11 protein-coding genes and 1 riboswitch are annotated in these 13,573 nt (G+C 71.5%); of the genes, 6 read left to right on the top strand and 5 right to left on the bottom strand.

What is annotated here, in order from left to right:
• Nucleotides 1–20: 20 nt before the first annotated feature.
• The gene (locus tag CV755_RS30885; protein WP_109283840.1) at nucleotides 21–695 is read left to right on the top strand and encodes a glycerophosphodiester phosphodiesterase; all 675 of its coding nucleotides are present in this window, start codon (nucleotides 21–23) and stop codon (nucleotides 693–695) included.
• Nucleotides 696–922: 227 nt separating this feature from the next.
• On the opposite strand, the gene CV755_RS30880 is transcribed toward CV755_RS30885, so the two are convergent.
• Nucleotides 923–2,110, bottom strand: coding sequence for a polyamine ABC transporter substrate-binding protein (locus tag CV755_RS30880; protein WP_109283789.1), 1,188 nt, complete (start codon nucleotides 2,108–2,110; stop codon nucleotides 923–925).
• Nucleotides 2,111–2,245: 135 nt separating this feature from the next.
• Nucleotides 2,246–3,697 (bottom strand): gamma-aminobutyraldehyde dehydrogenase, encoded by a 1,452-nt coding sequence (locus CV755_RS30875; RefSeq protein WP_109283838.1) that lies wholly within the window; start codon nucleotides 3,695–3,697, stop codon nucleotides 2,246–2,248.
• Nucleotides 3,698–3,863: 166 nt separating this feature from the next.
• Between CV755_RS30875 and CV755_RS30870 the strand changes: the two genes are divergently transcribed.
• The 5 genes from CV755_RS30870 (at nucleotide 3,864) to CV755_RS30850 (ending at nucleotide 9,057) form a co-directional block, all read left to right on the top strand.
• Nucleotides 3,864–4,367 carry an Lrp/AsnC family transcriptional regulator gene (locus CV755_RS30870; protein WP_109283787.1) on the top strand — a complete coding sequence of 168 codons (504 nt, stop codon included), beginning with the start codon at nucleotides 3,864–3,866 and terminating at the stop codon, nucleotides 4,365–4,367.
• Complete coding sequence (locus CV755_RS30865) at nucleotides 4,352–5,731, top strand: aspartate aminotransferase family protein (protein WP_109283785.1); 1,380 nt, start codon at nucleotides 4,352–4,354, stop codon at nucleotides 5,729–5,731. Before CV755_RS30870 ends, CV755_RS30865 begins: the two co-directional genes overlap by 16 nt.
• A 260-nt stretch (nucleotides 5,732–5,991) precedes the next feature.
• A complete protein-coding gene (locus CV755_RS30860; RefSeq protein ID WP_109283783.1) occupies nucleotides 5,992–6,729 on the top strand; it encodes an ABC transporter ATP-binding protein in 738 nt (245 codons plus the stop codon).
• On the top strand, nucleotides 6,711–7,952 hold the full coding sequence (locus CV755_RS30855; RefSeq protein WP_109283781.1) for a hypothetical protein: 1,242 nt from the start codon (nucleotides 6,711–6,713) through the stop codon (nucleotides 7,950–7,952). Before CV755_RS30860 ends, CV755_RS30855 begins: the two co-directional genes overlap by 19 nt.
• Before the next feature lie 172 nt (nucleotides 7,953–8,124).
• Nucleotides 8,125–9,057, top strand: coding sequence for a DMT family protein (locus CV755_RS30850; protein WP_109283779.1), 933 nt, complete (start codon nucleotides 8,125–8,127; stop codon nucleotides 9,055–9,057).
• 604 nt (nucleotides 9,058–9,661) lie between these two features.
• On the opposite strand, the gene CV755_RS30845 is transcribed toward CV755_RS30850, so the two are convergent.
• The 3 genes from CV755_RS30845 to CV755_RS30835 all read right to left on the bottom strand — a co-directional run bounded on the left by CV755_RS30845 (nucleotide 9,662) and on the right by CV755_RS30835 (nucleotide 13,454).
• On the bottom strand, nucleotides 9,662–10,687 hold the full coding sequence (locus CV755_RS30845; RefSeq protein ID WP_109283777.1) for an ABC transporter ATP-binding protein: 1,026 nt from the start codon (nucleotides 10,685–10,687) through the stop codon (nucleotides 9,662–9,664).
• Nucleotides 10,687–12,390: an ABC transporter permease gene (locus CV755_RS30840; RefSeq protein WP_422070616.1), complete on the bottom strand. Its 1,704-nt coding sequence runs from the start codon at nucleotides 12,388–12,390 to the stop codon at nucleotides 10,687–10,689. The genes CV755_RS30845 and CV755_RS30840 overlap by 1 nt, the downstream gene beginning before the upstream one ends.
• Complete coding sequence (locus CV755_RS30835) at nucleotides 12,366–13,454, bottom strand: thiamine ABC transporter substrate-binding protein (RefSeq protein ID WP_109283836.1); 1,089 nt, start codon at nucleotides 13,452–13,454, stop codon at nucleotides 12,366–12,368. The genes CV755_RS30840 and CV755_RS30835 overlap by 25 nt, the downstream gene beginning before the upstream one ends.
• Nucleotides 13,449–13,553, bottom strand: a riboswitch (TPP riboswitch). It overlaps the preceding gene by 6 nt.
• Nucleotides 13,554–13,573: the final 20 nt, after the last annotated feature.

Here is a 13,573-nt window from a genome sequence, read left to right as displayed (position 1 = left end):
CGCCGGGCACAATGGGCGCCATGCGCGCCTGCACCGCCGTCGGCCACCGCGGCGACCCCTATGTCCACCGGGAGAACACCCTGCCCTCCATCCGCTCGGCCTGGCGGGCCGGGGCGACGGCGGTGGAGATCGACGTCCGCCTCACCCGGGACGGCGTGCCGGTGCTGCTGCACGACGCCACGCTGTCCCGGCTCTGGGGCCATGACCGGCCGCTGGCCGCGCTCTCGGCCGAGGAGGTGCACGCGGTGACCCGGGGCGGTGTCCCCACCCTGCGCCAAGCACTCGCCCAGGACGGGGACGGCCGGTTGTTCATCGACCTGCCGGACCCCTCCGCCGCGGGCGCCGCGGTGGCCGAGGTACGGGCCTGTGGCGCCACGCGGCGCGTCTACTACTGCGGGGGCACCGCCGCCATGCTGGAGGTGCGCCGTGCCGACCCGGAGGCCGAGATCGCCCTCACCCGGACCACCCTGGCCCCGCCGCGCCCCGCGCTGCTGGCGGCGGTCCGGCCCCAGTGGCTCAACTACCGCTTCGGCCTGGTCTCCGAGCGCCTGGTCGCCCGCGACCACGCCGAGGGCTACCGGGTCTCCGCCTGGACCGCCGACACCCGCCGCTCCATGCGCGGGCTGCTGCGCGCGGGCGTCGACTCCATCACCACCAACCGGGTCGGCGCACTGCGCTCCCTGCTCACCGTGTGACCACCGCCCCGCGCAGCGCCCCATGAAGCCCCGCGGGGCGGCCCCATGCATGGGGCCCGGCGAACGCCACGTGGGCCGCGGCGAATGCCCCCATGGGGCCCCGCGGGTATGCCCCGTGGAGCACCCCCATGAGGCCTCGGCGAAACCCCCATGGGGCCGCATTCCCTACGCCCGTGGCGCGCCCCATGGGAGCACCGCATGGGGCGGAGCCGCCCAGGGCAAGGCCCTCACAGCCCCACGATCTCGTTCCACTCCTTCTCGAACACCGGCCGCTCCCTGGCCGATATGTCCCGGGCCGTCGCCAGCCGCCTGCGCATCTCCGCGCTGGGAAAGATCAGAGGGTTGTCCGCCAGCGCCGCGGTGTCCTTGTCCTTGGACGCGGCCAGCACCTCGCGAGCGGCCGGCACGGGGCAGACGTAGTTGACCGAGGCCGCGAGCCGGGCCGCCACCTCCGGCTCGTAGTAGTAGTCGATCAGCCGCTCGGCACTGCGCTTGTGCCGGGCCAGGTCCGGGATCATCATGCTCTCCGCCCACAGCTCGGCGCCCTCCTCGGGCACCACGAACTCGATGTCCGGGTTGTCGGCCTGCAGCTGGATGATGTCGCCGGAGTACGCCTGGCAGGCCAGCACGTCGCCGGAGGACAGTTCCTTGATGTAGTCGTTGCCGGTGAAGCGGCGGATGTGCCGCTCTCGCACCAGGCGCCGCAGCTGGTCGGTCATCTTGTGGAAGTCGTCGGCGGTCCACCGGGTGACGTCCGCGCCATTGCCCATCATCAGCAGGGCGAAGGCCTCGTCCATCCCGGCCAGCAGGGTCACCCGGCCGCGCAGGTCCGGCTTCCACAGGTCGGAGGTGTGCCGGATCTCCCGGCCGAGCTTTTTGCGGTTGTAGGCAATGCCGGTGATCCCGGACTGCCAGGGCACCGTGTGGCGCCGCCCCGGGTCGAAGGAGGGGTTGCGCAGCAGCGGGTCCAGCTCCCGGGCCACATGGGGCTGGCCCGCCCGGTCCATCTCCTGCACCCAGCCCAGCCGTACATAGCGGGCGCACATCCAGTCGCTGACCACGATGATGTCGCGGCCGGTGTCCTGATGGTTCATCAGGGCCGGGCTGATCTTGCCGAAGAACTCGTCGTTGTCGTTGATCTCCTCGGTGTACTTCACCGAGATGCCGCTGCGCTTCTCGAACGCCTCCAGCGTGGGGCGCCGCTGCGGGTTCTTGTCGTCGGTGTCGATGTACAGCGGCCAGTTGGCGAACACCAGCCGTTTCTCGGCCGCCGAGCGGTCGGCCGCCGTACGGTCGCCCGGGGCGATGTACGCGGCGGGCACCCCGCACCCGGCGAGTGCGGCCGCCCCGGCGCCCGCGCCGAGCGCGCACAGCAGGGACCGGCGGGACAGGGGCTTCACGGGGCTCACTCGCATTCCGGCAGGATGGCCGATCGACGTCTGGCGGACAACGGACGCAGTGTCCGGCACCCGGCCGTGCGGCACGGCAGCCTGCCGGGCGCGGGCCGACCGTCGATGATAACGACCGCCGCCTCGCGCCCCGCCCCGGCCTCAGTCCAGCGAGGTCATCACATGCTTGATGCGCGTGTAGTCCTCGAAGCCGTAGGCCGAGAGGTCCTTGCCGTAGCCGGACTTCTTGAAGCCGCCGTGCGGCATCTCGGCCACGATCGGGATGTGGGTGTTGATCCAGACGCAGCCGAAGTCCAGCTTCTTGGACATCCGCATGGCGCGCCCGTGGTCCTTGGTCCATACCGATGAGGCCAGGGCGTACTCCACGCCGTTGGCATAGGCGACGGCCTGGTCCTCGTCGTTGAAGGACTGCACCGTGATCACCGGGCCGAAGACCTCGCGCTGGACGATCTCGTCGTCCTGCTTGAGGCCGGAGACCACCGTCGGGGCGTAGAAGTAGCCCTTCTCGCCCACCCGGTGGCCGCCGGTCTCGACCCTGGCGTGGGCGGGCAGCCGCTCGATGAAGCCGCTGACCTGGGCCAGCTGGTTGGCGTTGTTCAGCGGCCCGTAGAGCACGTCCTCGTCGTCCGGCGCACCGGTCTTGGTGTCGGCCGCGGCCTTGGACAGCGCGGTGACGAACTCGTCGTGGATGGACTGATGGACCAGCACCCGGGTGGCGGCCGTACAGTCCTGGCCGGCGTTGAAGAAGCCGGCGCCGGTGATGCCCTCCACGGCCTTGGCGATGTCGGCGTCCTCGAAGACCACCACCGGTGCCTTGCCGCCCAGTTCGAGGTGGACACGCTTGATGTCCCCCGCGGCGGAGGCGGCCACCTGGCTGCCCGCCCGCACCGAGCCGGTGACCGAGACCATGGCGGGCACCGGGTGCTCCACCATGAGGCGGCCGGTGTCGCGGTCGCCGCAGACGACGTTGAACACGCCCCGCGGGTGGCCGAGTTCGGCAAGCACCCCGCCGATGATCTCGGCGATCAGCACGGTGGAGGCCGGCGTGGTGTCGGAGGGCTTGAGCACCACCGTGTTGCCCGCGGCCAGCGCCGGGGCGAACTTCCACACGGCCATCATCATCGGGTAGTTCCACGGCGCCACCTGGGCGCAGACGCCCACCGGCTCACGGCGGACGATGGAGGTCATCCCGTCCATGTACTCGCCCGCGGAGCGGCCCTCCAGCATCCGCGCGGCGCCCGCGAAGAAGCGGACCTGGTCCACCATCGGCGGGATTTCCTCGGTGCGGGTCAGCCCGACCGGCTTGCCGGTGTTCTCGCACTCGGCGGCGATCAGTTCCTCGGCCCGCTCCTCGAAGGCGTCGGCGATCTTGAGCAGGACCTTCTGGCGCTCGGCCGGCACCAGATCGCGCCAGACGGGGAAGGCGGCCTCGGCCGCCGCCATGGCGGCATCCACGTCGGCGGCACCGGACAGCGGGGCGGTGGCATAGGGCTCGCCCGTCGCCGGGTTGACCACCTCGGTGGTCCGCCCGTCGGCGGCGTCCCGGAACTCTCCGTCGATGTAGTTGCGCAAGCGGCGCAGCTCGGTGGTCACGGTATGCACCTCTCCTGTGAGATGTCCGGTGGCTGAGACGCCCAGCCTAGCCAGGAGACCAACGCTTTCGATACACCCACTGGCCGGTATCGACGGAATCAGTTGATAACAGGGTGATGGACAACGAAAAACATAAGGAAGAGGCTTGTCACACGGTGGACTCCTCATGCACAGTGGGGCCGTGGCCACTCGTAACGCAGACTCCAAGGGCGCCGGCGGCACGGCGCCGGTCGACGCCGTATCCCTGGCGATCATCGAACAGCTCCAGGAGGACGGCCGCCGCCCCTACGCGGCGATCGGCAAGGCCGTGGGGCTCTCCGAGGCGGCGGTACGCCAGCGCGTACAGAAGCTGCTCGACCAGGGCGTGATGCAGATCGTCGCCGTCACCGACCCGCTCACCGTGGGGCTGCGGCGCCAGGCCATGGTGGGCGTCGGCGTGGAGGGCGATCTGGACCCGGTGGCGGACGCGCTGGCCGCGATGGACGAGGTGGAGTACGTGGTGGTGACCGCCGGGTCCTTCGACCTCCTCATCGAGATCGTCTGCGAGGACGACGACCACCTGCTCAACACGATCAACAAGCGCATCCGGACCCTCCCGGGCGTGCGCTCGACCGAGAGCTTCGTCTACCTCAAGCTCCGCAAGCAGACCTACACATGGGGAACCCGATAGCCGTGAGCAAGGACCACTCCACTGCGGCGTACGACCACCTGTGGATGCACTTCACCCGCATGTCGTCGTACGAGAACGCTCCCGTGCCGACCATCGTGCGCGGCGAGGGCACGTACATATTCGACGACCGCGGCAAGCGCTACCTGGACGGGCTGGCCGGGCTGTTCGTGGTCCAGGCCGGGCACGGCCGCGCGGAGCTGGCCGAGGCGGCCCACAAGCAGGCACAGGAGCTGGCCTTCTTCCCGGTGTGGAGCTATGCCCACCCCAAGGCGGTCGAACTGGCCGAGCGGCTGGCCCACCACGCGCCGGGCGACCTCAACAAGGTCTTCTTCACCACCGGCGGCGGCGAGGCGGTGGAAACCGCCTGGAAGCTGGCCAAGCAGTACCACCGGCTCACCGGCAACCCCGGCAAGTACAAGGTGATCTCGCGGTCGGTCGCCTATCACGGCACCCCGCAGGGCGCCCTGTCCATCACCGGACTCCCCGCTCTCAAGGCCCCGTTCGAGCCCCTGGTGCCCGGCGCGCACAAGGTGCCCAACACCAACATCTACCGCGCCCCGTTCTTCGGTGACGAGCCGGAGGCCTACGGGCGCTGGGCCGCCGACCAGATCGAGCAGCAGATCCTCTTCGAGGGCGCGGACACCGTGGCGGCGGTGTTCCTGGAGCCGGTACAGAACGCCGGCGGCTGCTTCCCGCCCCCGCCCGGCTACTTCCAGCGGGTCCGCGAGATCTGCGACCGCTATGACGTGCTGCTGGTCTCGGACGAGGTGATCTGCGCCTTCGGCCGGCTGGGCACCATGTTCGGCTGCGAGAAGTTCGGCTACGTGCCGGACATCATCACCTGCGCCAAGGGCATGACCTCCGGCTATTCCCCGATCGGTGCCGCGATCATCTCCGACCGGATCGCCGAGCCCTTCTTCAAGGGGAACAACACCTTCCTGCACGGCTACACCTTTGGCGGCCATCCGGTCTCCGCCGCGGTCGCGCTCGCCAACCTCGACCTCTTCGAGCGCGAGGGGCTCAACCGGCACGTCCTGGAGCATGAGGCCGCCTTCCACGCCACGCTCGCCAAGCTCCACGACCTGCCGATCGTGGGCGACGTGCGGGGCAACGGCTTCTTCTACGGCATCGAACTGGTCAAGGACAAGGCCACCAAGGAGTCCTTCACGCCCGAGGAGTGCGAGCGCCTGCTCTACGGCTATGTCTCCAAGGAACTGTTCGACAACGGCCTGTACTGCCGGGCCGACGACCGTGGTGATCCGGTCATCCAGCTCTCCCCGCCGCTGATCTCCGGCCAGGCGGTCTTCGACGAGATCGAGCAGATCCTGCGCGCCGTGCTCACCGAGGCCTGGAGCAAGATCTGACGCCCTGTTCCGCCACCCCCCATGCCCATGGCCCACGCCCCCGCGTGGGCCATGGCGCGTTTGCGCTCTTTACAGCCGCTGACCGTAACTCCCGCCCCAATGAGCCCGATGGGAGGAAAGTGGGCCGCTTCCGCGCCGAGCCTGGACCGGGGCTAGGATCCCGGTTCCGTACGGTGCCTGTGACCCAGTGACCCAATGGCCTCCGGTTCGTTCACCCGGACAGGGGAACGGACCCTCCAGCGACCCGAGGTGTGCTCGAAATGGTGGCCCCGCCGGACAACGACGTGCTCTGGGCACGCGGCCTGCACTACTCCTACAACGGTTCCCCTGCCCTGACGGGCGTCTCCGTCGGCGTCCGTGAGGGCGAGATCCTCGCCCTCGCCGGACCGCGCGGCTCCGGAAAGACCACCCTTCTCAAGTGCCTGTCCGGGCAGTTGGTGCCGGACCAGGGCGAGGTGTGGTTCAACAGCGCGCCCGTGCACACCCTCTCCCGTTCCGGGCGTGAACGCCTGCGCCGCGAGCGCTTCGGCTGGATCGACAGCACCCCCCACCTGGTACCGGAACTGACCGCCTGGGAGAACGCCGCGCTGCCGCTGCTGGCCCGCGGCGTGGGGCACCGTGCCGCCAAGACCACCGCCTACGAATGGCTCGAACGCCTGGACGTCGGCGACTGCGCCCGCAAGCGGCCCCGCGGGCTGCTGCGCGCGCAGTGCCAGCGGATCGCCGTCGCCCGCGCCCTGGCCGGGGAGCCCACCGTGGTGTTCGCGGACGACCCGGCCGCCCCCCTGCACAGCGCCGACCGCGCCCAGGTGCTGCGCACCCTGACCACCGCCGCCCGCTCGCACAACATCACGGTGGTTCTCGCCGTGCTGGACGAGGACAGCGCCTCGCTGGCGGACCGCACCGTCGGCCTGCTCGACGGCCGGCGGGGCGGCGCCATCCCGGCGCCGGACGCGCCCGAGGGAGAGGGCAGGGCCGCGTGCTCAGTCTCCGCCTAGCGCGCGGCGCTCACCCGCTGGTCCTGCTCAGACGGCTGCTGGTGGCCATCGCCGCATCCGGGGTCGGTTTCCTGCTGCTGTGCACCCTGGGCTACGCGGTGGCGCACCCGGCGCAGACCGACGCCTCGGTGGTGCGGCTGCTGTGGTGCGCCCTGCCGTTCGCCGCCGTGGTGCAGTTCGCGCTCACGGTGGCCCGCAGCGACCCGGCCACCCGGCCCAGGGACGGGCTGGACGCGATCGGATTCGGCCCCGTGCGGCTGTCCCTGCTGGCCGCCACCTCCACCGCCATCTCCTGCACGGTGGGCAGCGGCGCCGCGCTGCTGGTCTATCTGGAACTGCGCGGGGACCTCGGGGCCACCCCGCTCAGCGGCCACGCGGCCCGTCTGCTGGACGGCGGCCGGGCACTGCCCTGGGGCGCCACCCTGACCCTGCTGGGCCTGCTGCCCGCGGCGGCGGCCGGCGCCTGTGTGCTGGCGCTGCGCCCGCGCGAGGAGAAGCGAGCCGCCGCCCCGGCGGAGGCTGCCGAGGAGAGCGACGCTCCGGAGCCGCCGACGGGCACCATGCCCGCCGTGGCCACCCGCCCCGAGCCCAGGCCCGCCTATGTGGGGCTGCCCTGGGGCGTGGCGATCATCGCCACCGGTCTGGCCCTGGAGGCCTATGTGGGCCATGCCCCGGCCCCCGAGCCGGGCACCCTGCTGGCCCTGCCGGGCCAGGAGCGCGGTGCCTCACCGGGGCTGCTCGGCGGCTGGCTGCTGGCCTCGCTGGGCCTGGTGCTGGCCGGGCCAGGGCTGACCCACTGGTGCGGCGTGGTGCTCTCGGCGGGGCGGCCCGGGCCGGTGCGCATGCTGGCCGGGCGGATGCTGCAGGACACCGCCACCCGCATCGGGCGGCCGCTGGGCGTGCTGTGTGCAATGGCCTCCGGCGTGCTCGCCGCCGTGGAGCTCTACGGGGTGGCCTGGGAGCACTCCGGCCCGCGCCCCTTCGGCCCGCTCACCGGGCTGGGCGCGGCGGTGGTGATGGCCTGTGTCACGGCCACCGCCATCACCGCCGCCCTGGATGCCCGGCAGGTCCGCTCCGAGACCACCTCGGCGCTGCGCAGGCTGGGCATTCCGGCCGGCCTGCTGCGCGGCGCGGCCGCCGTGCGCACCTGTGTGCTGTTGGCCGTGCTGGCCCCGCTGACCTGGGTGATCGCCGAGCTGACCGCACTGCCGCTGATGCGGTGAGCGCTACTGGTCCGATGCGGTGAACGGTGCCGGGTCCGATGCGGTGAGCGGCACCCGGGGCAGTCCTTGCCCACGTCTCGGTTTGACCTTTCCTTGACCCAAGGCAACTCCGGCCCCATAAATCACGTCTGCCTCAGAAGCACGACGGTTTTTCGGGCGAACGGAGCTATTGGTGATCATCGGCCTTGTGACGGCTGTCGCGGCCTCGGCCTGTTACGGCACAGGATCGGTCCTGCAGGCCGTGGGATCGCGGAAATCAGCCCGCCAGGAGGCCGCGACGGCCTCCGCCACGGGGGTCACCCAGCACGGCGGGCCCAGCCTGTCGTCCACCGCCAAGGCGGCGGTCACCTGGGAGTTCATGCTCGGCACCGTCCTGGACTTCATCGGTTTCGGCCTGGGCGCACTGGCCGCGCGGATGCTGCCGCTGTTTCTCTCCCAGACGGTCATCAGCGCCAACCTGATCGTCACCGCACTGCTGAGCATCAAGCTGCTGGGCATCCGGCTGCGCCGGCCCGAGTGGGCGTCCATAGCCGTGGTGTGCGCTGCGCTGGTGCTGCTGGCGACGGCTGCCGGGCACGAGGGCAGCGGCAGCACGGCGCGGTCCACCCACTGGTGGCTGCTGGGCATCACGGTGGTGCTGATGGGCGGCGGCACGGTGGCGGTGCGGCTGATGGGGGCGCGGGCGGCCATCCTGGCCGGTCTGCTGTCCGGCCTGGGCTTCGGGGCCATCGGGGTGGGGGTACGCATCCTCGACGGTCTCTCCCCGCTCGACCTGCCCGCCCTGCTGGCCGACCCGGCGCTCTACGCCATCCTGATCGCGGGCGGCGTGGGCATGTACCTGCACACGGTGGCCCTGCAGATCGGCTCGGTGAACGGGGCCACGGCGGCACTGGTGGTCGGCGAGACGGTGCTGCCGGGCATCATCGGCGTGCTGTGGCTGGGCGACCACTCACGTCCTGGCTTCGCCTGGGTGGCGGTGCTCGGCTTCCTGCTGGCGGTGGCGGGAGCGGTGGCGGTCGCCTGGTTCGGCGAGCCGGACTCCCACGCGGGGTCGCTCACGACGGAGCAGGACGAACGGGAGCCGGCCCGCTCAGCGGCCGCCTGAGGGCGATCCGCTGGGGGTGCCGGAGCTCCGAGCTGCTCCACCGGCCCGCTCGCGCCTCGTGCGGACGGGGACCGTGCGGTGCGGCTCACATCTCGTGCGGACGAGGACTGTGCGGCTCGCGCCCCATGCCTGCCGCGCCATGCGGCACATTCCTCGCGGGGCCTGGGCCCGGGGCGGCTCGCGCCTCATGCGGAGCGGCCCCACGCACCGCCGCCTTTTACGGCTCACACCTCGTGGGACCAGGGCCTCATATCTACCGCCCCATGCGGCACTTGCCTCGTGGGGCCTGGGCCCGGGGCACCTCATCCCTCATGCGGACCGGCCCCATGCGCACCGCCGCCCTGCACGGCCCACACCTCGTGGAGCCTGGGGTCCGTGCGCATGTACCGCCCCCCATGCGGCTCACACTCCATGCGGCCCGGGCACCGCGCGTACCGCCGCCCCATACGTGCCCCGTGTGGCCCTCGCCCCATGCGGCTCCACCGCGCTTGTGGTGCGCCACCCGGGGCTGGGCAGTAAGGGCGCAAAGCCCGCTCGTCAGCCCCATGGGGCCGCGCCACGCAGGTCGAGTCGTAAGCCCATAAACCGCTGGGGCGTTCGCGGGTCACTCCCCCAGCACCACGACCTCGTCCCCGGCGAAAGCGACCCCGACCCGGGCACCGGCCTCCGGCGCGGCACCAAGTCCGCACGAAGCCTCCAACTCCGGCCCCGCGGACGGCCGTAGCAGAACAGCCACATGGTCGCCCCGGAACGTCCGGCCGACCACCTCGCAGGGCAGGCCGTCGGCCGCCGGCACCAGGCGCACTCCCCCGGGTCGCACCAGCACCCTGCACCGCCCCTGCGGCGTGCCCAAGGGAACCGGCAGCTTGCCCCAGACCGTCTCCGCGACATCGCCGGCCACACCGGCCTCGACTATGTTGTCGAAGCCCAGGAAACGAGCCACGAACTCCGAAGCGGGGCGCTGCCACACCTCCAGCGGCGTGCCCTCCTGCGCGATGCACCCTTCACGCATCACCACCACCCGGTCGGCCAGCGCGAAGGCCTCGCCCTGGTCATGGGTGACCGCCAGCACCGTGGTGCCCAACTGCCCGAAAAGGGTGCGCAGTTCGACCACCAGCCGCTCGCGCAGGCTCCGGTCGAGCTGGCCGAGCGGCTCGTCCAGCATCAGCAGCCGCGGATTCGGGGCCAGTGCCCTGGCGAGGGCCACCCGCTGCTGTTCACCGCCGGAAAGCCGGCCGACCGACCGGCGCTGCGCGCCGGGCAGACCCACCAGCTCCAGGAGTTCGGCGACCCTGCGCTCGGACTCCGCGCGCCGCGCGCCGCGCATCCGCAGCCCGAAGGCCACGTTCTGCGCCACATCGCGCTGCGGGAACAACTGGTGGTCCTGGAACATCAATCCGACGCCGCGACGGTGGACCGGCACCGCGCTCTGGTCCCGGCCGGCCAGCAACACCCGCCCCGCGTCAGCCCGTTGCAGCCCCGCGACCACCCGCAGCAGGGTGGACTTCCCGCTGCCGCTGGGCCCCAGTACACATACCGTCCGGTGTTCGGCGACCGCCAGGTCCACCGTGTCCAGCACAGTGCGGCCGCCGAGGCGGACGGTCACCGAGTCCAGTTGGAGCAGGGGCATCAGAACTCTCCCGTACGGTCGGTGCGCACGCGCTCCAGCACCAGCAGCGCCGCCGCGCAGACCAGCATCAGCACCGTGCTCAGGGCCATCGCCTGCCCATAGGTCAGCTCCCCCGGGCGGGCCAGCAGCCGGGCCACCGCGACCGGGAGCGTGGGGTGGTCGGGCCGGGCGATGAACACCGTCGCCCCGAACTCGCCCAGCGACACCGCGAAGGCGAACCCGGCCGCCACCGCCAGCGCCCGCCCCACCAGCGGCAGATCCACCTCGCGCCAGGCGCGCAACGGCGAGGCGCCGAGCACCGCGGCCGCCTCACGCAGCCGGGGTTCCACGGCGCGCAGCACCGGCAGCATGGTGCGCACCACAAAGGGCACACCCACCAGCGCCTGGGCCAGCGGGACCAGGATCCAGGAGGTGCGCAGGTCCAGCGGCGGCTCGTCCAGGGCGATCAGGAAGCCGAAGCCGACGGTCACCGCGGAGGTGCCCAGCGGCAGCATCAGCAGCGCGTCGAAGCCCCGCACCAGGCGGCCCCCGCGCCGGGTCAGAGCCGCCGCGGCGAGCGAGCCGACGACCACCGCGATGGCCGTGGCGGCCAGGGCGTAGGTCAGGGAGTTGCCGACCGCCTCCAGCGGGGCCGTCACAAAGGTTCCGCCGTTGTCCCCCGCCGAGGCCAGCGCCCGGTAGAAGGTGAAGCCATAGCCGTCCGGGCCGTCGAGCGAGCGCAGCACCAGCACCGCCAGGGGGAGCAGAATCAGCAGCCCGATGACCGCCAGGACCGAGGCGAGCAGCGCCCATTGGCCGGCTCCGCGGGGGCGGCGGGCAGTGCGGGCGGCGTCCACCAGTCGCAGGGCAGTCTCCCGGCGCCGTACGGTCCAGGCGTGCACCAGCAGCAGTACGGCGACCACCGCGAACTGCACCAGGGTGAGGACCGCGGCGGTCGGCAGGTCCAGCATTTGCGCGGTCTGCTGGTAGATCTCCACCTCCAGCGTGGCGTAGCGCGGGCCGCCCAGGATCTGGATGACGCCGAAGGAGGTGAAGGTGAAGAGGAAGACCATCAGCGCGGCCGCGGCCACGGCGGGCATCAGCGCGGGCAGGGTCACCTTGCGCCAGGCGGCGAACCGGCCGGCGCCCAGCACTCTGGCGGCCTCCTCCTGCCGGGGGTCGAGCTGCCCCCACAGGCCGCCGACGGTGCGCACCACCACGGCGTAGTTGAAGAAGACATGGGCGAGCAGGATGGCCCAGACCGTGGTGTCCAGCCGCACACCCCACAGTTCGTCCAGCAGCCCACCGCGGCCCAACAGGGCCAGGAAGGCGGAGCCGGCGACCACGGTGGGCAGGACGAAGGGCACAGTGACCACGGCGCGCAGCAGCCGCTTGCCGGGGAATTCCAGACGGGCGAATACATAGGCGGCAGGCAGGGCCAGTGCCAGGGTGAGCGCCGTGGAGGCGGCCGCCTGCCATGTGGTGAACCAGACGACCTCTGCGGTGTGCGGGTCGCCCAGCACTTCGCCGATCCGGCCGAACTGCCAGCGGCCGTCGGCCTTGAGGCCGCGGGCGACGATGGCGGCCACCGGGTAGCCGAAGAAGACGCCGAAGAAGGCGAGCGGCAGGGCCATGAGGCCCAGCCGCGCTGCCGCGCCGCGCAGGCCCCGTGCCCCGTCGGCCCGCTTCCGCCCGGTGGTTACTTCAGGACGAGCGAGGACCACGTCTTGACCCACTGGTCACGGTTTTTGGCGATCTTGTCGGGCGCGAGGGCGGCGGAGTCGGCGGGCCTGGCGCCGTACTTGGTGAACACCTCGGGCACCTTGGCGTCCTTGGCCACCGGGTTGACGTACATCTGCAGCGGCATGTCCTCCTGGAAGGTCCTGCCCAGCATGAAGTCGATGAGCGCCTGACCGCCCTTGGTGTTCTTGGCGCCCTTGAGCAGACCGGCGAACTCGGTCTGGCGGAAGCAGGTGCCGGTGGCAACGCCGGTCGGCGCTTCCCCGGGCTGCGGCTTCATGCCGACCACCTCGGCGGGAGGGCTGGAGGCGTAGGAGACCACCAGCGGCTTGTCGCCCTTGGCCTTCTTGCCGCCCGCGGAGCCGGAGAAGCGGTCGTTGTACGCCTGCTCCCAGCCGTCAACCACCTCCACCCCGTTGGACTTGAGCTTCTTCCAGTAGTCCTGCCAGCCGTTGTCGCCGTACTTGGCGATGGTGGCCAGCTGGAAGGCCAGGCCGGGCGACGAGGTGGCGGAGTTCTCGGTGACCAGGAGGTTCTTGTACTCCGGCTTGACCAGATCGTCGAGGGTCTGCGGCGGGGCCAGCTTGTGGCCGGCGAAGTAGGCGCGGTCGTAGTTGACGCAGATGTCACCGGAGTCGATGGGAGTCACCCGGTGCTCGGCGGCATCGGCCTGGAACTCCTGGGGGACCCGGTCCAGGCCCTTGGCCTGATAGGGCGTGAAGAGGCCGTTGTCCAGCGCCCGGGAAAGCAGAGTGTTGTCGACGCCGAAGAAGACGTCGCCCTGCGGGTGGCTCTTGGAGAGGATCGCCTGGTTGACGGCCTGGCCCGCGTCACCGCCCTTGATGATCTTGACGGTGTACCCGGTCTCCTTGGTGAACTCCTTGAGCACCGAGTCCGAGGCGAGGAAGGAATCGTGCGAGACCAGGGTGACGGTCTTGCCGCCGTCCGTCTCGCCGGAGCTGCCGGAGCCGCCACAGGCGGCGAGGGCCGGAAGTCCGAGCGCGGCGATGGCGGCCGCGCTCAGGGCACGCCGGAGGCTGGTGTTCATGGTGGGCTGACTCCCTACGCCGGTACTAACCGGATCAGGTCCGAGGGTCTGCGGCCGGGCCGCACTCTCAGCGCTGTGTGCGCTCCCCTGTCGGAGTGTTCATTTGTACGAAAGTGTGC

Source organism: Streptomyces orinoci (assembly GCF_003121295.1).
GTDB classification, from domain to species: Bacteria; Actinomycetota; Actinomycetes; order Streptomycetales; family Streptomycetaceae; genus Streptomyces; species Streptomyces orinoci.
Note: the sequence above shows the minus strand (reverse complement) of the source record. Positions and strands in the feature narration are given on the sequence as shown.

Coding starts and splice junctions, on each gene's coding strand:
- CV755_RS30885 (WP_109283840.1), top strand. CDS start 21: ATGCGCGCCTGCACCGCCGTCGGCCACCGCGGCGACCCCTATGTCCAC.
- CV755_RS30880 (WP_109283789.1), bottom strand. CDS start 2,110: ATGCGAGTGAGCCCCGTGAAGCCCCTGTCCCGCCGGTCCCTGCTGTGC.
- CV755_RS30870 (WP_109283787.1), top strand. CDS start 3,864: ATGCACAGTGGGGCCGTGGCCACTCGTAACGCAGACTCCAAGGGCGCC.
- CV755_RS30865 (WP_109283785.1), top strand. CDS start 4,352: ATGGGGAACCCGATAGCCGTGAGCAAGGACCACTCCACTGCGGCGTAC.
- CV755_RS30860 (WP_109283783.1), top strand. CDS start 5,992: ATGGTGGCCCCGCCGGACAACGACGTGCTCTGGGCACGCGGCCTGCAC.
- CV755_RS30845 (WP_109283777.1), bottom strand. CDS start 10,687: ATGCCCCTGCTCCAACTGGACTCGGTGACCGTCCGCCTCGGCGGCCGC.
- CV755_RS30835 (WP_109283836.1), bottom strand. CDS start 13,454: ATGAACACCAGCCTCCGGCGTGCCCTGAGCGCGGCCGCCATCGCCGCG.